Below are 20,889 nucleotides of genomic sequence, written 5' to 3'. Positions count from 1 at the left end.
CGAGTGTTTTTTTATTTAACGCAGATGCTATCCAGCATTCGACCGCGGGGCAAGCACTTTGCGCCCGAATTAGGTGAATTTTTGTGAAATGCCCTCCGTTCGGGGGTACTTCGCGCCGGGTAATGATGAAGGCCGCGTCTGGACAGAGCGGCCAAATCACCCGGGATGATACCCGCCCGCATCCCGTTTGGGCTGCCCAATGGTGTCGGTGGGAAATGTTTCTGGCGCCGCCTTGCCCGTGGTCAAGGGTGCATCGCCCAGCGCGGCGTGCCGGGCGGGCTTGTCCATGCGCGCCAGTCGCCGGACCTTGTCATAGAAATCAGGAAAACCTCGACTGTTTTCGAACAGCCGCCGGAAAGCCGGCACCATGTCGTGATAAGCACCGACCAGGGCCAGATGCGCATTCGACAATGGCATGGCGAACCAGCGGTCGTAGCCGGCATAGCCATTCCAGCGTGTGCTCTTGATCGTCGCGTATTCGGTGCGCAGGGCGGCGAAGATGGCGGCCTTGCGCTCGCGCTTCAGGGCGTCGCTGGCATCGCTGTCGTAGTTGTCCTTCAGCTGGGCGCGGTACTTGTCCAGCAGCGCCAGGAATTCCCGCTTGCGCTGCGCATAGCGCTGATACGCCGCAGTCAGGGCAGAATCGTGGCGCGCCGCCAGCCAGCGCTCCAGCCCCAGTTCCTCGACCGCTACCGCGAAACCTTCATTGAAGGGCGTATCGTCGCGGGCGTAGACAGTCTGGTGCGCCAGTTCATGGAAGATCAGCCGCGCCAGTTCACCGTCGGGATACTGGATGAAGGTGGAGATGACCGGATCATCGAACCAGCCCAGCGTGGAATAGGCCGGCACCCCTGCCACCTGGACGTCATAGCCTTCCCGCTGCAGCGCGGCGGCATAGTCCTGGGCCGCCTGCTGGCTGTAATAGCCGCGATAGTCCACGCAACCGGCAATGGGAAAGCACCACTGCCTGGCCTTGAGCGAGAGTTCCGGCGCGGCCACCACGTTCCATAACACGAAAGGCCGGTCCAGCTGGGCGTAGGTGCGGTAACTGCCGTTATCAGGCAAGCCCAGCTCGACCACCGCAAAGCGGCGAATCTCTTGCACCGTCTGCAGCTTGGTCTTGAGCGCCGGCTGGGTGGCGGGATCGGCGAGCCAGTCATCCAGCGGCCGGGCCTGCGCCAGCAGGGAGAACTGGCCATGCGCGGCCTGGGCGTAATAGGACACCGATGAACACGCGCCCAAGCCCAGCAATCCGCCCAGCGCCAGCACCAGCATGCCCCTGCGCAGCATGATGCAGGGACTCAGTGCGCCACAACCGGCTGCTGCAGTTTTTCCACCTGCACCAGCACGTCGTAGAAGGTGGGCGCGTTACCCATGTCGGTCAGGCGCTGGCTGGTGACCTCGTTGGCGTTCTTGCCGTCGGCGGCGAACTTCTTCCACCAGATCGACAGCCCCACCACCAGGCCCGGCCTTGCCTTGTCCGTCACGCGCACCCGCGCCTGCATGCTGCCGCGATCATTGAAGACGCGCACCGTATCACCCTGCTCGATGCCACGCGCTGCGGCGTCCTGCGGATGCATGTCCAGGTGCGGCTCGCCCTCGGTATCGCGCAGGCTCTGCACGTTGACGAAGGACGAATTGAGGAAATTGCGCGCTGGCGGGGAAATCATCGCCAGCGGATAGCGGGCAGCCAGTTCCGGGTTGCTGGCCACCGACTCGTAGGGCGCGATATAGGCCGGCAGCGGATCGAGACCGGCCGCCTTCATCTGCGCCGAATAGAATTCGCACTTGCCCGAGGGCGTGGCAAACCCGCCTTCGGCAAACGGCGCGACCGGCATGTCCAGACGCTGCCAGCCCTTTTCCTTGAGCACCTGCCAGTCGTAGCCGCCACTGCGCGGGTCATCGCGCCGGAAGGCCACCGCCGCCAACTGGTCATCGCTGTCACGGAAGCAGTCCTCGGTGAAGCCCATGGCCGCAGCGAGCAGGCGGAAGATCTCGGTATTGGGCTTGGCCTCGCCCATGGGCGCAATGGCCGCATTGTTGGCCAGCATGTAGACGTGACCGTAGGAGGCATGGACGTCGATGTGTTCCAGCTGGGTGGTGGCCGGCAAGAGGATATCGGCGTAGTCAGCGGTATCGGTCTGGAAGTGCTCCAGCACCACGGTGAACAGGTCTTCGCGGGCGAAGCCCTGCGCCACCTTGGCCGACTCCGGTGCCACCGCCACCGGATTGGAGTTGTAGACGATCACCGCCTCCACCTGGGGCCCGAACTCGGGCGAGGCCGGCTTCAGGAGATCGTCGCCGATGGTACTCATGTTGATGACGCGGGCCGGGGCGCCATGACGCGCGGCCAGGTCGGGCCGGCTCAGCGCCGCCGCATCCTTGGGGAAGCTGTCCGACACCGACAGCTGGATGCCGCCGGCGGCGTGACGCCAGGCCCCCACCAGGGCTGGCAGGCAGGCCACGTTGCGCGCCGCCATGCCGCCGCCGCGTACGCGCTGCAAGCCATAGTTGGCGCGGATGAAAACGCCTTCGCCGGCCAGCGCCACGCGGCCGTACTCACGCCCCAGCGCCAGCACTTCTTCGGCCTTGATGCCGCAGACCTCGGCGGTACGGGCCGGCGTCCATTCCGCCACGCGCTCTTTCAACTGATCGAAGCCCAGCGTGTGACGGGCGATGTAGTCGCGGTCCAACAGGTCCTCGGCAATCAGCACATGCATCATGCCCAGCGCCAGGGCCGCATCAGTACCTGGCAGCAGGGCAATATGCTGGTGGCACTTTTCGGCTGTGAGCGAGCGATAAGGATCGATGGCGATCAGGCGTGCACCATTGCGCTTGGCGGCTTGCACCCGGGTCCAGAAATGCAGGTTGGAGGCGATCGGATTGCCACCCCAGATCAGGATCAGCCTGGCATTGTCGACCTGCTCCAGATCGGTACCGATGCGCGCTCCGATGGTGTAGCGATAACCGGCGCCGCCGGCCGAGGCGCAAATGGTGCGCTCCAGTTGCGACGCACCCAGCCGATGGAAGAAACGCCCGGCCATTGATTCGCCCTGCACCTGGCCCATGGTGCCGGCATAGCTGTAGGGCAGGATGGCCTGGGGATCGCGCAAGGCAATCTGCCCCAGGCGTTGGGCGATGGTCGCAATCGCCTCGTCCCAGCTGATGCGCTCGAACCGGCCCTCGCCCTTCTTGCCCACCCTGCGCATGGGATAAAGCAGGCGGTCGGGGTGATAGGTGCGCTCGGTATAGCGTGAAACCTTGGTGCAGAGCACGCCGGAGGTGGGCGGGTGATCCGGGTCGCCACGCACCTCGGTGGCGACGCCGTCCTTGACGGTCACCAGCAAGGCACAGGTATCGGGGCAATCATGAGGGCAGGCGGCGCGGACGATCGAGGTGGTCATGGCAAGCGGAGCTAGGAAACAGGGATGAAAACCGGAAAAACGGGATGGAGGACGTACCATGCGCCGCACACCGGCAAGACAGCAGCAAAGGCGCGGGAAAACGGGCAGGACGGCGAAGCGGATACTTTATCTTAAAATGGCCCATCGCGACTCTCGCCAACCCTGTCATGACGCCTCTCCAACACTTCTGGCACACGCCCGAACTGCCCTTCCTCGAAGGCCGGCGTGCCACCGGTAGCCTGTCCTGCTATGCCCCGCATACGCATGACAGCTTTTCCATTGGCATCGTCGATGGCGGCCAAAGCGTCTTTTCCGTGGCGGGCCGGAGCACGGCCATCGTCCCCGGCGATGTGGTACTGGTCAGGGCCGGTGATGTGCATAGCTGCAATCCGGCCGAGCTGCAGCGCTGGAGCTATCGCATGTTCCACCTCGACGTGCACTGGCTGGCCACGCTGCTCGATGAAACCCCGAGCACCCGCGGGCTGCTCCAGAGGATGAATTCCCAGGTGCTGCGCTCTGCCTCGGCGGTCCAATTGCTCAACCGCATGACGGCGGCCCTGGACGCCCACCAAGGCGACCTGCGCGCCGACCTGCAGGCCGACATCATCACCTGCCTGCACGAACTCATGCAGCTATGCGCAGAAGCCTGCGCCGCCCCTCTCACGATGGCCACCATGATCACGATGGCCCCGCAAGGCAGCGACGGCCTGCAGGCCGCGCATGATTTCCTGCAGGCCCATTGCCGCGAACGCATCACGCTCGACACCCTGGCCGCCATCGCCGGCACCAGCCGATACCAATTGATCCGCCAGTTCAACCGCCGCTTCGGCATGACGCCCCATGCGCTGCAACTGGACATGAAGATCCGCCAGGCGCGCGTACTGCTGCGTCAGGGGGCGAGTGCGGCCGATGCCGCCTACGACACCGGCTTTGCCGACCAGAGCCATTTCCATCGCGTCTTCAAATCCCGTGTGGCCGTCACGCCCCTGCAATACGCGAGGCCCTGAGGACATCAGCGCAGGCGCCCGGCCGCCAGGGCCACGGCGGCCACCAGCAGCAGCAGGCCAGCGCTGCGCTCGATCACCGGCATCGCCCGGCCCAGCGCGACCACTACCTTTTCCCGCGCGATCACGCAGACCAGCGCTGCATCCCAGGCCAGCACCGCACACCCCAGCCACACCCCATAGAACAGCTTGCGGCCCAGCCCGGTGTGCGCCTCCACGATCACGGTGAAGAGGCCGAAGTAGAACAGGCCATTCTTGGGATTCAATAGCGCCGACAGGAAGCCCGCACCGATGCCGAGCAGGGGTGATACGCGCTGCGCATGCGCAATCGCCACCTTGCCCGGCCAGTCGGCGGGCGCCCGGCTGGCGCGTATGAACATCCATCCCAGCCAGGCCAGGTAACCGCTGGCCAGCCACTGCAACGCGACCAGCAGCGCCGGACTGTCCTGCAGCACGCTCCAGCCGCCGATGGCCAGCGCGATATAGAGCCCATTGGCCAGTGCGATGCCCAGGCTCACGGCCAGCCCATACGTCCGACCGTGACGCAGACTGCTACGCGCCAGCAACAGGAAATCCGGACCGGGACTGGCCAGCGCCAGCAGATGTGCGCCGGCCAGCAACAGGAATTCAGACCAGAACATGAGCATGCCTCCTCGCCGCGTCGGGCTATATCGAAAGAGGCGCATGCTAGGCAGGACGACGATCCCTGTATTGAACAAAATTGCGTGAACGGTGGCACGGCACAAGGCACGGTAAGATAGGCGGCTTCAGCACCACCTCCACACACTGTCCCAGACCAAGCCAGACCATGAAACTCATCGACCCCATCGTCCAGTTCCAGGCCGAACTGCAGAAGATCCGCCGCGACATCCACGCCCACCCCGAACTCGCCTATGAAGAGGTCCGCACCGCCGATGTGGTCGCGCAGAAGCTCACTGAATGGGGCATCCCGGTAGTACGAGGCCTGGGCGTAACCGGCGTGGTCGGCATCATCAAGAACGGTGACAGCCCGCGCGCCATCGGTTTGCGCGCCGACATGGACGCCCTGCCCATGCCCGAGATCAATACCTTCGCCCACGCCTCCCGCCACGAGGGCAAGATGCACGCCTGCGGCCACGACGGCCATACCGCCATGCTGCTGGGCGCGGCCTACTACCTCTCGCAGCATCGCAATTTCGATGGCACGGTGTATGTCATCTTCCAGCCTGCCGAAGAAGGCGGACGTGGCGCCGAGCGCATGATCCAGGATGGCCTGTTCGAGAAATACCCGATGGACGCCGTCTTCGGCATGCACAACTGGCCCGGCATCCCGGCAGGGCATTTCGGTGTGACGCCGGGTGCGCAGATGGCCTCCAGCAACGAGTTCCACGTCACCGTCAAGGGCAAGGGCTCGCATGCGGCGCAACCGCACAAGGCGGTCGATCCGGTGATGACGGCGGTGCAGATCGCCCAGGCCTGGCAGACCATCGTGGCGCGCAACATCAACCCCAATGATCCGGCAGTGGTCTCCATCACCCAGATCCATACCGGCAGCGCCACCAACGTCATCCCCGACGAGGCGATGATGGTCGGCACCGTGCGTACCTTCAGCCTGCCCGTACTGGACCTGATCGAACGCCGCATGCAGGAAATCGCCGAGCACACCGCTGCGGCCTTCGATGCCACCGTCGATTTCCGCTTCAACCGCAACTATCCACCGCTGATCAACCACGCCGCCGAAACCGCATTCGCCGTCGAGGTGCTGACCGAACAGTTCGGGGCCGATCATGTCGATGCCCACACCGAACCCACCATGGGGGCCGAGGATTTCGCCTTCATGCTGCAGCACAAGCCGGGCTGCTATGTGTTCCTGGGCAATGGCGACGGCGGTCACCGCGATCATGGTCATGGCCTGGGCCCGTGCAACCTGCACAACCCCAGCTATGACTTCAACGATGACCTGCTGCCCATCGGCGCCACCTACTGGGTGAGGCTGGCCGAGAAATTCCTGCAGGCGAAGTAAGAGGCAGGCCGGACGGCATTGGCGGGCGGCACGGTTTGAGGCATGATCCTCGGCACGCATCCTGAATCCTGATTTGTGATAACGATAACAAGGGAGAAACCTTGCACACCCTCGCCACTGCCCTCCTGCTGCTGGTCGCCATCGAGCATGTCTGGATCCTGATCCTGGAGATGTTCCTGTGGACCAAGCCGCTGGGACTGAAGACCTTCCGCCAATCGAAGCAGGCCGCCGAGGCGACCCGCGTGCTGGCGGCCAACCAGGGCTTGTATAACGGCTTCCTCGCGGCCGGACTGTTCTGGAGCCTGGCGACCGGCGAGCGGCCGGTGCAGTTCTTCTTCGTGATCTGCGTGCTGGTGGCCGGCATCTACGGCGGCCTGACCGCCAAGCGCTCTATCCTCTACATCCAGGGCCTGCCCGCCTTGCTGGCGCTGCTGGCCCTGCTGGCGAGCTGATGTTGCCGCTGCGACGCCTCTTCGCCTTGCTGGTCCCGGGTCTGCTCGCGCTGCTTGCAGGACAAGCCACGGCGCAGGAGCAGGACGCCGAATGGTGGACCTACCAGACCCAGCGCGCCGGGCTGGCCTACACGGTCAAGCTGGACATGGGCCTGCGCCGGGCGTTTCCGCTCTCCGGTTTTCCCTATGTGCTGGTGACCCGCGTGAACTATGCCCCGGCGACGGCTGATGGCCTGCCGGCCATGGCCGACCAGGACCGGCTGGAATCCCTGTCCGATGACATCGCCGCTGCCATCGCCAGGAAAACCCGCAGCCTCTACGCCGGCACCACGTTCAGCCAGGGGCAGCAGCAATCGTATTTCTATGTGATCGATCCGAACGGACTGGAGAGCATTGCCACCAGCCTGCAGGCCCGGTTATGCCAGGCTTGCAAGAGCAGCGCGGCGATCCAGGCAGACCCGGCGTGGGCGCTCTATCGCGAGCAATTGCTACCGGATGCGGAAACCCGGCAGCGCTACGGCCTGCGCAGTTACTAGGGGCGGCGGAAGAAGTCCTCATACATAAAGCAGGCACGGTAAAGTTTCAGCGCGGATGAGCCGATAACAGTTTTCCTGGCAGCATCATTGTTGGCACTTGCCATCACTCTCACTCCGGCAGCGATCGCACTCCATTTTGCCGGAACAACAACATCGGACCCGGTCCGAGGGGAAGCCGCATGAAACAGATCAAACTCATCCTCAAGGACGAGATCTACGACTCGCTGGAGCGGGATTATCACAACTTCGTGCGGCTCTCGACCAAGATCGATTCGGGCTTCGTCAAGCCGTCCTTCGATAGTTATCTGTTGGCCAAGGTTTCGGAGAACACCAATTTCCTGACCGAAGAAGCGGTGCAGCACCTGATGCTGTCCGGTCAGTACGCCTGGGCAAGACGGGCGATGGACAAGGAATTTCCGGATGTGGTGCAGATCCTGATCGAGCAGGCTGCGAATTACGGCTTCTGGATCGCGGTGCGCCACGACTGGACCACCGATGACCTGGTCAATGCCTCGCGCGCCTGGGCCAGTGCCATCATCAAGCAGGCCAAGGGCGACGAAACCCAGATCGATGTGCTGGCCGCGCAGATCAAGGCCTCGGCCACCAGCATCTCGGTGGTACAAGAGCGCCTGCGCACGCCGGCGGCGCTGCTGGCGGCGGCCATGGTGCAGGAATTGCGAGAGACCCACATCGCCATCGAACACGCCTCCGGCATGGTGGCGCGCGAAAAGCTAGGCGCCTTGCGTACCCTGCTCAAGCTGGGGCGGGCCTTCGGCAATGTCTCCGAGAAGGCCGAGCAAGACATGATGGACAAATTGAAACGCGAGAAACCCTGGCTCTTCGAAGACGGCCCCAAGGGATTCTGGGGACACGTCGCGGCCTGGTGGCGCGGCGTCTAGGCCGCCCCGGCTGGTTTCAGGCCATCCTCCTTTCAGGGCAGCGTTTCCGCCTCGCGCATGAGGCGGATATCGCCGTACCACGCTTCCATCTTCTGGCCGGTATTGTCGGTATCGGTCAACACGCCGACGCCGATCAGGCGTCCCGGCTTTTCACCGAAGATGCGTTCATAGTCCTCGGCGACATTGCGCTGGTACTTGCGCCACTGGCCCACGTGCTCCGGGCCGCTCTCGGCGACCAGCATCTGGATGCGGCCGGTACGACCATTGGCGATCACCTGGCCCACCTGCGCATTGCTATCCCAGACATACATCAGCGTGGCATAGGGCAGCTCATGCCCGGTCAGCAGTTTGGCGGTATCGAAGAGGATGGTATCCATCAGCGAAAGCTTGTCATGGTCACCATCGAAGGCCAGCACGATGCGCACCGGTGAATCATCGGTCTCGCGGTGCGTGAGATCGGCCGTGGGGATCAGGCCAGTGGCCTTCCAGCTCCAGGCCAGCCAGGGCTTCTTGTTGATGTCGATATCGACCGGATGACGCAGGCCGGACGAGGCACGGTCGGCAAAGGCATGCAGCACGCTGCGCCCATTGTCATCGACCAGACGGTATTCGGTGGGAATCTTCTTGCGGGTGAAGACCAGCGGTTCCCAGCCAGCAGGAAGGCCCTTGGGTGGATTGGCGGAGAACAGCGCCAGCGCCTGGTCCAGCCTGGCCTGCTTGGCGGCGGCGTCAGGGGCCGCGGGCGCAGCCGTCTGCGGGCCTGCGCACCCCGCCAGCAGCCAGGCGGCGCCAAGGCAGAGTGACGCCAGCACGCTGCGCGCGGCAGTAGCCTGGAAGGAAGCGGGAAGTTGTGCAGCAAGTCGCGTGCGCGCACGCGTGAGACGCAAATTCATGAAGGCCGACCGGAGAAGAAGGGAATGCGGTCACCCCGACCGCAGACGAAGGCTAACAGGAAAACGCGACTGCACGACATCCGGAAAACCCTTAGCAGGTAAAAAAACCTCAACGGCGTGGACGGCCTGCAAGCGCTATCTCCGGCCCTGATCGGCAGACGACATTCAGTTTTGCTGGCGCAGGATCTGGATGAACATCTTGGCCAGCGACGACAGGGTGGTGTTCTTGCGGGTGACGATGCCGTAGTGCTCGATGCGCGTCTTCAGGTTCACCGGCAGGATGCCCAGCATCTGCCGCGCCGCGAAGAAGTGGGCGATATCCAATGGCATCACTGCCACCATGTTCGATTGCGCCAGCAGCGTGATGGTCACGAAGGGCGAGGCGGTCTCGATCACGTTGCCCGGCACCTTCAGCCCCTCCAGCTTGAACTCGTGCTCGATCCAGATGCGCATGGGCATGTTGCTGGAATACAGGATCCAGGAGGCGCCGGCCAGCTCCTGCAGGCGCACCTTCTGTGCGGTGGCCAGGGGATGGTCGATACCGCAGACGATGCACATGGGCTCGCCGCGCAGCATTTCATAGTTGTACAGATTGGGTTGCGAACTGACCGAGGAGCGGCCGATCATCAGATCGATGCGCCCCTGGTCGAGCAACAGCAACTGGCGCGCGCTGGTGTCTTCGCTGATCTCGATGGAGACTTCCGGCTGGATTTCGCGCAGGCGCGAGAGCGCACGCGTGACGAAGGGTGCGGCCCCCATGATGGTGCCGATGGACAGGCGGCCTCCGCGACCGCTGATCATGTTCTGCAATTCCTCGCGCAGATTGGCCACGTCGCTCTGGATCAGGCGCGCATAGCGGATCACGCAACGGCCCAGCTCGGTGGCCTCGATGCCGCGTGGCGAGCGGTCGAACAGGGTTACGCCCAGGGCATCCTCCATTTCATGCAGGGCCTTGGTGGCGGCTGGCTGGGTCATGTGCATCACCTCCGCCGCCTTGTGCAGCGAGCCCTGCTCGTCGAGTGCCGTCAGCAGCGCGACCTGGCGAAAGCGCAGGCGGCTGACGATGGAACCCACCGAAGGCAGCGCGCCGGCGCCATCTCCGAGTTGGTTATCACCCGATGAATTAAGCTCATTGGACATCGTTGTACTCGCCTCTTATAGTCGGTCCGGAAAAAACCACAATGCTAGCGCATCTATCGGCCTGCCAAGGCGATGCGTGAAAAAAGCTCAGGAGACGTTGGCAGGATCGATCCATCGTAGGCGCGACATTCCTGCCGCCTGCGAATGCCTGATCGTCCTCGCCGTTTCGTCGCCTGGCTGACCAGAACCGACATTGCGGACAGACAAGGAGACCCGGTGAGGCTGATTCAATACCGCGACCGCAAGGGCGAGCGCCGCGTCGGCATCGTCAACGGCAGCCACATCCAGGCGCTGGACCAGGTGGCGACCATGCGCGAACTGGCCCTGCTGGCGCTGCAGCGCAGCACCGGGCTGGAGCGTCAGGCCCAGTTGCTCAACACCGACCAGTCCGAAGACTACGCCGCCATCCTGGCCGAGGCCCGCATCCTGGCACCGCTGGATCATCCCGATCCGGCGCATTGCCGCGTGTCCGGCGCCGGCACCACCCATCTGGGCAGCGCCACCACCCGCGACAAGATGCATCGCCGCCTGGAAGGTGATGAACTCGACAAGACCGATACCCAGCTGATGATCGAATGGGGCATCGCCGGTGGCCGCCCCGCCCCGGGCCAAGTGGGCGTGCAGCCGGAGTGGTTCTACAAGGGCGACGGCAGCAGCGTCGTCGCGCCCGGTCAGCCGCTGCCGCGCCCGGACTTCGCTCTCGACGGCGGCGAGGAACCGGAGATCGTCGGCCTGTACCTGATCGATGACCAGGGCTGCCCGCGCCGGCTGGGCTTTGCCATCGGCAACGAGTTTTCGGACCACGTCATGGAGCGTCGCAATTACCTCTACCAGGGGCATTCCAAGCTGCGTCACTGCAGCTTCGGACCGGAGCTGCTGGTGGGACTGCCGCCGGCCCATCTGGTGGGGATGACCCGCATCCGTCGCAAGGGCCGTGTGATCTGGGAACAGGAATTCCTGACCGGCCAGGACAACATGTGCCACAGCATCGAGAACCTGGAATACCACTACTTCAAGTATTCGCATCTGCTGCACGCGGGTGACGTGCACGTGCACTTCATGGGCGCGGCCAACCTGTCCTTCGCCTACAGCCTGCGCACCGAAGATGGCGACAGCATCGAGATCAGCATTCCCGACTTCGGCGCACCGCTGGTCAACGGTATTGCACACGTGACATCCGCATTTCGCGCGGGAGGCGTCAAGCCGCTCTAGCGGCCATGTCCAGATCGCATAACCCAGGCGCGCCGCAAGGCGCATGACAACCCCGGCAATCGTGCCAAGGCCCGCGGCAGCAGTCGCACAACAAGAGGCCGCCCCCAGGAAAACTGCAAAGGAGACCACCCTCATGCCCATGTCCATCCCCCGCCCAGGAACATCGGAGCGTCAATGAACTACACCTTCGATTTCATGAGCGTCTTCGCCAACTGGGACCGCCTGCTCATGGGCGCCTGGTTGACGATACAGCTCTCGGCGCTGTCCATCGCGCTGGGATTCGTAGTCGGCACACTGTGCGCGATCGCTGGCAAGAGCCGTCTGGCGCTGGTACGCGGCCTGGTCCGTGCCTATGTCGAGATCATCCGCAACACCCCGCTGCTGGTGCAGGTGTTCCTGGTGTTCTTCGGCCTGGCCAGCATCGGCTGGAAGCTCTCGGCCGAGACCGCTGCCGTGATCGCCCTCACCGTCAACGTGGGGGCCTACACCACCGAGATCATGCGCGCCGGCATCAACTCCATCCACCCCGGCCAGATCGAGGCGGCCGAATGCCTGGGCATGTCGCGTCTGCATGTGTACTGGCATGTGGTGTTGCTACCGGCGGTGGAGCGCGTCTATCCATCGCTGACCAGCCAGTTCATCCTGCTGATGCTGGCCTCCAGCATCACCTCGCAGATTTCGGCGGAAGAGCTGACGGCGACCGCCAACCTGGTGCAGTCGGAGACCTTCCGAAGCTTCGAGGTCTATGCGGTCATCGCGGTGGCCTACCTGGCGCTGTCCTTCCTGTTCCGTGGCGCGTTCTGGCTGATCAGCCAGCTGGCCTTCGTGCGCAAGCGCAAGCTTGGCACCAACCTGTGAGGAGCGGCGATGAATTCCTTTAGTTTCCTGCACGTCGAATACCTGCTGCAGGCGGCCGTCTGGACCGTGGTGCTGTCGTTGGTGGCGTTTGCCTTCGGCGGTGTGGCCGGGTTCGTGATCGCGCTGTGGCGGGTCTCGCCCAACCGTCTGCTGCGCAACATCGCCAGCGGCTATATCCAGGTGGTGCAAGGCATTCCACTGCTGGTGATCCTGTTCGTGGCCTATTTCGGACTGGCCATCGCCGGCTTCAAGCTGACCCCGCTGGTGGCGGCCGGGATTTCCTTTGCGATCTACTGCGCGGCCTTCCTGGGCGAAATCTGGCGCGGCTGCATCCAGGCGGTGCCCAAGACCCAATGGGAGGCCTCGGAATGCCTGGGCTTCAACCGCTACGAGCAACTGACCAAGGTGATCCTGCCGCAGGCCATCAAGATCGCCACGCCGCCCACGGTGGGATTCATGGTGCAGATCGTGAAGAACACCTCGCTGGCCTCGGTGATCGGCTTCGTCGATCTGTCCCGTGCCGGCCAGATCATCAACAACTCGACCTTCCAGCCGTTCACCGTCTTCGGCTGCGTCGCGCTCATCTATTTTTGCCTGTGCTTCCCGCTGTCGGCGCTGTCCAAGCACTTTGAAAGGAAATTGAATGTCAGCAATCGTTAAGATCAAGGATCTGCACAAGAGCTTCGGTACCAACAAGGTGTTGAACGGCGTTTCGCTGGATGTGCAAAAGGGACAGATGGTGGCCATCATCGGCAAGAGCGGATCGGGCAAGAGTACCCTGCTGCGCTGCCTGAACGGACTGGAAAAGGTGGATGCCGGCGACATCAATGTCTGTGGCCATGACATCCATCATCCCGACCGACTCAACCTGCGCGAACTGCGCAAGCAGGTCGGTATCGTCTTCCAGAGCTACAACCTGTTCCCGCATCTGACGGTGGAGCGCAACATCACGCTGGCGCTGACCACCATCAAGAAGATGTCGACCGAGGAAGCCAGGAAGATCGCCCACAAGGTGCTGCAACTGGTGGGACTGGAAAACAAGAAGGAAGCCTATCCCGAACAGCTCTCCGGTGGCCAGGCACAGCGCGTGGCGATTGCTCGCTCGCTGGCGATGGCGCCAGAACTGATGCTGTTCGACGAAGTGACCTCGGCGCTGGACCCGGAGCTGACGGCCGAAGTGCTGAAGGTGATGGAAGACCTGGCCCGTGGCGGCATGACCATGGTGTTGGTCACGCACGAGATGGCCTTTGCCCGCAAGCTGGCCGACGTGCTGGTCTTCATGCACCAGGGTCAGGTGTGGGAAGTCGGCCCGCCGGATGAGCTATTCAGCAATCCCAAGACCGCCGAACTGCGGAAGTTCGTGTCCAGCGATCTCTGATTTTTCGGAGCGCACAGACTTTGTTTTTCTCAGGCAGTATCAAATAAACCACTCAGGAGACCGCAATGAAGAATCTGCTCAATTTCACCAAGAAGGCTGCCGCCGTCGTGCTGGGCCTGGCCTGCTTCGCGCAGGCCGCCCACGCCGACGCGCTGGCCGATATCAAGGCACGCAAGAAGGTGCTGATCGCCATCGACCTGGGCGCACCGCCCTTCGGGATGACCAATGCCAAGCTGGAGCCGCAGGGCTCGGACGTGGAAACCGCGCGCCTGCTGGCCAAGGACATGGGCGTGGAGCTGGAGATCGTGCAGGTCACCGGCCCCAACCGCATCCCCTTCCTGATGACCGGCAAGGCCGACATGGTGATCTCGTCCTTCTCGATCACGCCGGAACGCCAGAAGGTGGTGGCCTTCACCCAGCCGTACGGCGCTTCGCAGTTCGTGGTGGCCGCGCCCAAGGGCGAGAACATCAAGAGCCTCAATGACCTGGTCGGCAAGCGCGTGGCCGTGGTCCGCGGCAACATGCAGGATTCGCTGCTGACCCCGCTCGCCCCCAAGGGAACCAACATCGTGCGCTTTGACGACGATGCCACCGTGACCGCGGCCATCATCTCCGGTCAGGTCGATGCCCTGTGCACGCCGAACTCGCTGGCCTCGGCCATCGCCAAGCAGAACCCGTCCAAGAACCTGGAAACCAAGTTCGCCATCAAGGACATCCCCTATGCCATCGGCCTGCGCAAGGGCGAACCGGCACTGGAAAAGTGGCTCAACGAATGGATCACCGCCAATCTGAAGAACGGCAAGCTGCCCGCCATCTATCAGCAATGGGTCGGCAGCCCCATGCCTGACCTGGCACAGTTCGCGCCCAAGTAAGTCCGCATTTCCGGCATGCCCTGCTCCCTTGAGCAGGGCATGCGCCCGCCGCCTCCGCGGCCAGCCCGCAGCATCCACGTTCTCACCGAGATCAACATGAAAGCTACCTCTCCCGTCATCCGACTCAATCCTGTCGATGATGTCGTCATTGCCCGCCAGCAGCTCATCTCCGGCACCGTGTTGCAGGAAGAAGGCGGCCTCAAGGTCCAGGGTCTGATTCCCGCCGGTCACAAGATGGCCACCCGCGCCATTGCCGTGGGCGAGCCGGTCAAGCGCTACGGCCAGATCATCGGCACGGCCAGCCAGGCCATCGCGCCGGGCCAGCACGTGCACACGCATAACCTGGCCATGGCCGAGTTCTCGCGTGAACACCATTTCGGCGCGGACGTGAAGCCGGTCGATTTCGTGGCGCAGCCGGCCACCTTCATGGGCATCGTGCGCCCGGACGGCCGTGTGGCCACGCGCAACTACATCGGCGTGCTGACCTCGGTGAACTGCTCGGCCACGGCCGCGCGTGCCATTGCCGACTACTTCCGTCGCGACATCCACCCGGAAGTGCTGGCCGACTATCCCAATATCGACGGCGTGGTCGCCCTGACGCACGGTCTGGGCTGCGCGGTGGATTCGCAAGGGGAACCGCTGCAGATCCTGCGCCGTACCCTGGCGGGCTACGCCACCCATCCCAACTTCGCCGCCGTGCTGGTGGTGGGGCTGGGGTGCGAGACCAACCAGATTTCCGGCCTGATGGACAGCCACAACCTGAAGGAAGGGGAATACTTCCATACCTTCACCATCCAGAGCACCGGCGGCACCGCCAAGACGGTGGCGCTGGGCATCGAGAAGATCAAGAAGATGCTGCCCAAGGCCAATGACATCAAGCGCGAGCCGGTGCCGGCCAAGCACCTGACGCTGGGCCTGCAGTGCGGTGGTTCGGATGGCTACTCGGGCATCACCGCCAATCCCGCGCTGGGCGCGGCGGTTGACCTGCTGGTCAAGCACGGCGGCACGGCGATTCTGTCCGAAACACCTGAAATCTATGGCGCAGAGCACCTGCTCACGCGTCGCGCAGTGTCCTCCGAGGTGGGCGAGAAGCTGCTGGCGCGCATCGCCTGGTGGGAAGAATATTGTGCCAAGAACGATGCCGAGATGAACAACAACCCCTCGGCCGGCAACAAGGCTGGCGGCTTGACCACCATTCTGGAAAAGTCGCTGGGCGCGGTGGCCAAGGGTGGCACCACCAATCTGGTGGATGTCTACAAGTACGCCGAGACCGTCACCGCCAAGGGCTTCGTCTTCATGGATACCCCGGGCTACGACCCGATCTCGGCCACTGGCCAGGTCGCCGGTGGCGCCAACATGATCTGCTTCACCACCGGCCGTGGTTCGGCCTATGGCTGCGCACCCTCGCCGTCGCTGAAGCTGGCGACCAACACGGCGCTGTGGCAACGCCAGGAAGAAGACATGGACATCAACTGCGGCGAGATCGCCGACGGCAACGTGACGCCACAGGAGATCGGGGAGCGCTTCTTCCAGATGATCCTCGATACCGCGTCCGGCAAGAAGACCAAGAGCGAGCTGCATGGCTATGGTCAGGACGAGTTCGTGCCCTGGCACATCGGCGTCTATACCTGATGCAGATCATCCCGGCCTGGCGCTGGCCGGGCTAATGTCATCCGCATCATCCCCGGCAGAAGGGGATGATGCGGACTGCAGGCCAAGCATCCTTGCCCCTCCCCGGCATATTCCATGGCGAGGATACTTCGCCCGCAGTCAGTCTCCCCCTGCAACACATGACATCGTGGCAGTGCCCGCTTCCCGTGTAGTCCGGGCCGGCCTCCAACATAAGGAAACAAGAACATGGCACACACTTTCTCGCTCCAGGCCCACCTGCCTGAAGACCACGCCCAGGCCACGCTGGTGGGCCGCATCTGGCAACCGGGCATAGGCCCGGTGCTGGTGAAGATCGACGCCGAAGGCGCCTATGACCTGACCCTGATTGCGGCTACCTCCAGCGAACTGCTGGAGCTGGACAATCCCGCTGCGGCCGTGCGCGCAGCCAGCAACATGACCCGCATCGCCACTCTGCAGGAGCTGCTCGACAACGCCGATGCCGCGCATCGCGACACGTCCCGCCCCTGGCTGCTGGCGCCCATCGACCTGCAGGCCGTCAAGGCCAGCGGCGTGACCTTCGTGGCCAGCATGCTGGAGCGCGTGATCGAAGAACAGGCCCGCGGCGATGCCGGCAAGGCGGAATCGGTGCGCAAGGCCATCACGGCGGTGATCGGCGACAATCTCTCCAGCGTGGTGCCGGGCTCGCCCGAAGCGGCACGCCTGAAGGAAGTGCTGCTGGAGCAAGGCGTGTGGTCACAATACCTGGAAGTGGGCATCGGCCCGGATGCGGAGATCTTTACCAAGGCGCAGCCGATGTCGTCGGTGGGGCTGGGCGATGAGGTCGGTATCCACCCGAAATCGGCCTGGAACAATCCGGAACCGGAAATCGTGCTGGCCATCAACAGCCGTGGCAAGGTGGTCGGTGCGACCCTGGGCAACGATGTCAACCTGCGCGATTTCGAAGGCCGCAGCGCCCTGCTGCTGGGCAAGGCCAAGGACAACAATGCGTCCTGCGCGGTGGGGCCATTCATTCGTCTGTTCGACGCAAACTTTTCAATTGACGATGTGCGACGCGCTGAACTTACAATGCGTGTCGATGGTACCGAAGGCTTCACGCTCAAGGGCAGCAGTTCGATGTCCATGATCAGCCGTGATCCGCTGCAGCTGGTGGAACATGCGATCTGCCCCAATCACCAGTATCCGGATGGCCTGGTGCTGTTCCTGGGGACCATGTTCGCGCCGACCCAGGATCGCTTCGGTCCCGGTCAGGGCTTTACCCACCAGGTCGCCGACATCGTGACGATCTCGACCCCTACGTTGGGCGCGTTGGTGAACACGGTCAACTTCAGCGACCAGACCGCACCGTGGACCTTCGGCCTGACGGCGCTGTTCAAGAACCTCGCCCATCGCAAACTCATTTAATCGCAAAGGAACAAGCATGTCCGCATCCACTGGCCGCCTCGCCGGCAAGACCGTCCTCATCACCGCCGCTGCGCAAGGCATCGGCCGCGCTTCCACCGAGCTGTTCGCCCGCGAGGGAGCACGCGTGATCGCCACCGACATCAGCAAGCAGCACCTCGACGCACTGAGCGGTATCGCCGGCGTGGAGACGCGCATCCTGGACGTTACCGATGATGCCGCCATCAAGGCCCTGGTGGCCGAAGTCGGCACCATCGACGTACTGTTCAACTGCGCTGGCTATGTGGCGGCGGGCAATATCCTGGAATGCGACGACAAGGCCTGGGATTTTTCCTTCAATCTCAATGCCAAGGCCATGTTCCACACCATCCGTGCGGTGCTGCCGGGAATGCTGGCCAAGAAGGCCGGCTCCATCGTCAACATCGCCTCGGCGGCGTCGAGCGTGAAGGGGGTGGCCAACCGCTTCGCCTATGGTGCGTCCAAGGCGGCGGTGGTGGGTCTGACGAAATCGGTCGCGGCGGACTTCGTCGCACAGGGCGTGCGCTGCAATGCGATCTGCCCGGGCACCATCGAGTCGCCCTCCCTGAACCAGCGTATCAGCACGCAGGCCAAGGAGACCGGCAAGAGCGAGGACGAGGTACGCGCAGCCTTCGTGGCACGTCAGCCCATGGGACGTATCGGCAAGGCCGAGGAAGTGGCGGCGCTGGCCTTGTACCTGGCCTCGGATGAGTCCAATTTCACCACCGGCTCGATCCACATGATCGATGGTGGCTGGTCCAACTGATTCACTCGCGATAAATGTGACAGGGGCCTGAAGTACCTGTTCTTTAGGCCCTCGGTACCATTGCAGGGCAACGGACGGCGAACGGATAGCGGCATGCGTAAAGCATGCCGTTCTGCTTTCCAGGGCGAGTGACAGAGGAGGTTTGCTGATCAGGTTTATCAAACTGCAGCACAGGGGCATAATGAGGCCTCCCTTTTTCCTGTGGACCAGTACGCCCATGCATCCAGTGCCCTTCAATTTCTCTGCCGACAGCATTACCGCGATTTCACCCGAGCCCATGTTGCTGGGAGAATCGCCCTTGTGGCATGCGGAGGAAGGTGCGCTGTACTGGATCGATATCCCAGGCAAGGCGGTTCACCGACTGGTGCTCGATACCCAGCAACACCAGCGCTGGGACATGCCGGAAGAACCAGGGAGCATCGTCAAGCACGCCCAGGGCGGCCTGGTGGTGGCTCTGCGTACTGGGATGTTCCATCTCAATACCGGCAATGGCGCCTTGTCGGCCATGCTGGCTGCGCCGTATGACACCGGTCGGATTCGCTTCAACGACGGCCGCTGCGATGCCGCCGGTCGTTTCTGGTGTGGCACCATTTACGAGCCCCGCGATCGCGAGGCCGGCACGCTCTACTGTTTCGAACGCAACACCCTGCGCGATGCGCATCATGCCGTAACGACGTCCAATGGCGTGGCCTTCAGTCCGGACCAGCGCCTGATGTATCACTCCAATACCCCGGCGCATCGGATCAATGTCTACGACTACGACCTGGCCACCGGACAAACCAGTAACTGTCGCCTGCTGCGCCAGTTCGACAGCGACAAGAGTGCTCCCGACTACGGTGGCCGTCCGGACGGTGCAGCCGTCGATAGCGAAGGGGCGTACTGGTGCGCGATGTTCGAAGGGGGACGGGTACTGAGGCTGTCGCCACAAGGCGAGCTGCTGCAGGAGATTCGCCTGCCGGCACGTTGCCCGACCATGGTGGCGCTGGGGGGGCCGGATCTGCGTACCCTCTTCATCACCACCGGCCGCAACGGGCGCAGCGAGGCGGAGCTGGCGCAGTACCCGCTGTCCGGGCAGGTCCTGGCGATCCGGGTGGAGGTGCCTGGCAGGCTGGAATACAGCTATCGCCCCTGAAGAGGCTGCGCTGTGGCGCGCAGGCGCCAAAAACAGACACACGAGTATGCTTTTGTGATGATTATGAGAGAATAGCGCGTTATCGCGGACTGCAAGGTCTGCGCTGCATCCTCGCAAAAGATCCTTCAAAACTATTGACGCGCTGAAAGACTATCCATGACTAAACTGAAGAGCCTGGTCGCCAAGATCGCATTTGCTGGCGTCGCCGCCATCGCCATCCAGTCCCCGAGCTACGCCATCGACGGCGTATCGCTCGAATACGGTACCGGCAACAACACCCAACTGATGCGCCTGGGCGCGCAGTTCAACTGGGGTCCGAACTGGAATTTCTGGCAATCGAACGGCACCCATATCGGTGGCTACTGGGATCTGTCGCTGGCCAACTGGCGCATGAACCACTACAACAACACCAACGACAGCGGCAACCTGGTGGATCTGGGCCTGACCCCGGTTCTGCGCTTCCAGCGTGACGATGGCAAGGGTTTCTACGGCGAAGCCGGTATCGGTGTGCACCTGTTCTCCAAGCTCTATCGCAACAACGACAAGGTGCTGTCGACCGCCTTCCAGTTCGGCGACCATGTCGGCGCTGGCTACGTGTTCAGCAATGGCCTGGACCTGGGCATCCGCCTGCAGCACTTCTCCAACGGCGGCATCAAGCAGCCCAACGGGGGCGTGAACTTCGCTGTGGCACGTGTCGCATACAAGTTCTGATCAAGCGAGCAGTACCGCTTCGTTAAAAAAGCCGGCTTAGCCGGCTTTTTTTATTGTTTGATGCCGGGGCTTTAGATTTTACCGGTACGCACATTGTCAGCGACAAGACTGGGGTTTTCAGGCTGTACATGAAATAACTATGCCGACTCGGCGGCGACAGCCTGTGTATAAAACTAAGTCTTGGTGATCGCCACCCCTTGATTAGCGCGGTCTTACGGCCATTTGCAGATCTAAAAACTAAGTTTGATGCGGGAGTCGCCGCCACGGCGATACCCCGTTAGGAATGCCGCCGTTCAGAAGGCAGCCGGCGAAGTGACCACCTTACTATCGCGGCACTTGCGTTGAATCGGGGCTAGGCCTCGTTGGCGCAACGTCAGCGGATTGAAGCAGGCCTGATGAGACACATGCACACGGATGGGAGTGGAGCGTATTTTTGTTCCCGCAAAGCAAAAACCCTCGCTACTTTCGTAACGAGGGTTCTTGGGGATAACAAGCCTGACGATGACCTACTTTCACACTGGTTGCAGCACTATCATCGGCGCGAAGTCGTTTCACGGTCCTGTTCGGGATGGGAAGGGGTGG

Annotated in this window: 20 protein-coding genes and 1 rRNA gene; 15 read left to right on the top strand and 6 right to left on the bottom strand. The window is 63.0% G+C overall.

The features are described from left to right. Window positions 1-156: 156 nt before the first annotated feature. Window positions 157-1,290, bottom strand: a complete 1,134-nt coding sequence (locus VE092_RS06020; protein ID WP_324874833.1) for an aminopeptidase — start codon at window positions 1,288-1,290, stop codon at window positions 157-159. Window positions 1,291-1,301: 11 nt separating this feature from the next. After that, window positions 1,302-3,404, bottom strand: a complete 2,103-nt coding sequence (locus tag VE092_RS06015; RefSeq protein WP_324874831.1) for a molybdopterin oxidoreductase family protein — start codon at window positions 3,402-3,404, stop codon at window positions 1,302-1,304. Window positions 3,405-3,571: 167 nt separating this feature from the next. On the opposite strand from VE092_RS06015, the gene VE092_RS06010 reads away from it, so the two are divergent. Continuing rightward, window positions 3,572-4,411: an AraC family transcriptional regulator gene (locus VE092_RS06010; protein WP_324874829.1), complete on the top strand. Its 840-nt coding sequence runs from the start codon at window positions 3,572-3,574 to the stop codon at window positions 4,409-4,411. Between the two features lie 5 nt (window positions 4,412-4,416). On the opposite strand, the gene VE092_RS06005 is transcribed toward VE092_RS06010, so the two are convergent. Next, window positions 4,417-5,049, bottom strand: coding sequence for a LysE family translocator (locus tag VE092_RS06005; protein WP_324874827.1), 633 nt, complete (start codon window positions 5,047-5,049; stop codon window positions 4,417-4,419). Between the two features lie 167 nt (window positions 5,050-5,216). Here VE092_RS06005 and VE092_RS06000 point away from each other — a divergent pair, with 167 nt between their 5' ends. The 4 genes from VE092_RS06000 to VE092_RS05985 all read left to right on the top strand — a co-directional run bounded on the left by VE092_RS06000 (window position 5,217) and on the right by VE092_RS05985 (window position 8,297). Then, complete coding sequence (locus tag VE092_RS06000) at window positions 5,217-6,410, top strand: M20 aminoacylase family protein (protein ID WP_102662124.1); 1,194 nt, start codon at window positions 5,217-5,219, stop codon at window positions 6,408-6,410. A gap of 101 nt (window positions 6,411-6,511) precedes the next feature. Then, window positions 6,512-6,862 (top strand): DUF1304 domain-containing protein, encoded by a 351-nt coding sequence (locus VE092_RS05995; protein ID WP_006461944.1) that lies wholly within the window; start codon window positions 6,512-6,514, stop codon window positions 6,860-6,862. Next, complete coding sequence (locus tag VE092_RS05990) at window positions 6,862-7,398, top strand: DUF695 domain-containing protein (protein ID WP_324874823.1); 537 nt, start codon at window positions 6,862-6,864, stop codon at window positions 7,396-7,398. The genes VE092_RS05995 and VE092_RS05990 overlap by 1 nt, the downstream gene beginning before the upstream one ends. A gap of 179 nt (window positions 7,399-7,577) precedes the next feature. Next, window positions 7,578-8,297 carry a DUF4088 family protein gene (locus VE092_RS05985; protein WP_324874821.1) on the top strand — a complete coding sequence of 240 codons (720 nt, stop codon included), beginning with the start codon at window positions 7,578-7,580 and terminating at the stop codon, window positions 8,295-8,297. Between the two features lie 32 nt (window positions 8,298-8,329). Here the strand turns inward: VE092_RS05985 and VE092_RS05980 are convergent, their stop codons facing one another. Beyond that, the gene (locus VE092_RS05980) at window positions 8,330-9,109 is read right to left on the bottom strand and encodes a DUF3047 domain-containing protein (protein WP_324874936.1); all 780 of its coding nucleotides are present in this window, start codon (window positions 9,107-9,109) and stop codon (window positions 8,330-8,332) included. Window positions 9,110-9,355: 246 nt separating this feature from the next. Continuing rightward, window positions 9,356-10,330 (bottom strand): LysR family transcriptional regulator, encoded by a 975-nt coding sequence (locus VE092_RS05975; RefSeq protein ID WP_006461940.1) that lies wholly within the window; start codon window positions 10,328-10,330, stop codon window positions 9,356-9,358. Between the two features lie 216 nt (window positions 10,331-10,546). Between VE092_RS05975 and araD1 the strand changes: the two genes are divergently transcribed. The 10 genes from araD1 to VE092_RS05925 all read left to right on the top strand — a co-directional run bounded on the left by araD1 (window position 10,547) and on the right by VE092_RS05925 (window position 20,307). Then, window positions 10,547-11,542, top strand: coding sequence for an AraD1 family protein (gene araD1 / locus VE092_RS05970; protein WP_324874818.1), 996 nt, complete (start codon window positions 10,547-10,549; stop codon window positions 11,540-11,542). Between the two features lie 174 nt (window positions 11,543-11,716). Next, window positions 11,717-12,400 carry an amino acid ABC transporter permease gene (locus VE092_RS05965; RefSeq protein WP_324874816.1) on the top strand — a complete coding sequence of 228 codons (684 nt, stop codon included), beginning with the start codon at window positions 11,717-11,719 and terminating at the stop codon, window positions 12,398-12,400. Between the two features lie 9 nt (window positions 12,401-12,409). Continuing rightward, window positions 12,410-13,060: an amino acid ABC transporter permease gene (locus VE092_RS05960; RefSeq protein WP_006461937.1), complete on the top strand. Its 651-nt coding sequence runs from the start codon at window positions 12,410-12,412 to the stop codon at window positions 13,058-13,060. Beyond that, entirely contained in the window at window positions 13,044-13,778 is a 735-nt protein-coding gene (locus VE092_RS05955) for an amino acid ABC transporter ATP-binding protein (protein WP_324874814.1), read from the top strand. Before VE092_RS05960 ends, VE092_RS05955 begins: the two co-directional genes overlap by 17 nt. Window positions 13,779-13,843: 65 nt before the next feature. Then, window positions 13,844-14,650: a transporter substrate-binding domain-containing protein gene (locus tag VE092_RS05950; protein WP_006461935.1), complete on the top strand. Its 807-nt coding sequence runs from the start codon at window positions 13,844-13,846 to the stop codon at window positions 14,648-14,650. Between the two features lie 96 nt (window positions 14,651-14,746). After that, on the top strand, window positions 14,747-16,282 hold the full coding sequence (locus VE092_RS05945) for a UxaA family hydrolase (protein ID WP_039874401.1): 1,536 nt from the start codon (window positions 14,747-14,749) through the stop codon (window positions 16,280-16,282). 225 nt (window positions 16,283-16,507) lie between these two features. Further along, window positions 16,508-17,683, top strand: coding sequence for a fumarylacetoacetate hydrolase family protein (locus tag VE092_RS05940; protein WP_324874810.1), 1,176 nt, complete (start codon window positions 16,508-16,510; stop codon window positions 17,681-17,683). 16 nt (window positions 17,684-17,699) lie between these two features. Beyond that, window positions 17,700-18,464, top strand: a complete 765-nt coding sequence (locus tag VE092_RS05935; protein WP_324874808.1) for an SDR family oxidoreductase — start codon at window positions 17,700-17,702, stop codon at window positions 18,462-18,464. Window positions 18,465-18,681: 217 nt separating this feature from the next. Beyond that, entirely contained in the window at window positions 18,682-19,596 is a 915-nt protein-coding gene (locus tag VE092_RS05930; RefSeq protein WP_324874806.1) for an SMP-30/gluconolactonase/LRE family protein, read from the top strand. A 156-nt stretch (window positions 19,597-19,752) separates the two neighbouring features. After that, window positions 19,753-20,307 carry an acyloxyacyl hydrolase gene (locus tag VE092_RS05925; protein WP_324874804.1) on the top strand — a complete coding sequence of 185 codons (555 nt, stop codon included), beginning with the start codon at window positions 19,753-19,755 and terminating at the stop codon, window positions 20,305-20,307. Between the two features lie 493 nt (window positions 20,308-20,800). On the opposite strand, the gene rrf is transcribed toward VE092_RS05925, so the two are convergent. Continuing rightward, a 5S ribosomal RNA gene (gene rrf, locus VE092_RS23185) occupies window positions 20,801-20,889 on the bottom strand; the annotation flags it as partial.

Origin of the sequence: Herbaspirillum sp. (assembly GCF_035644555.1) — a bacterium.
Classification (GTDB): Bacteria; Pseudomonadota; Gammaproteobacteria; order Burkholderiales; family Burkholderiaceae_D; genus Herbaspirillum.
Note: the sequence above shows the minus strand (reverse complement) of the source record. Positions and strands in the feature narration are given on the sequence as shown.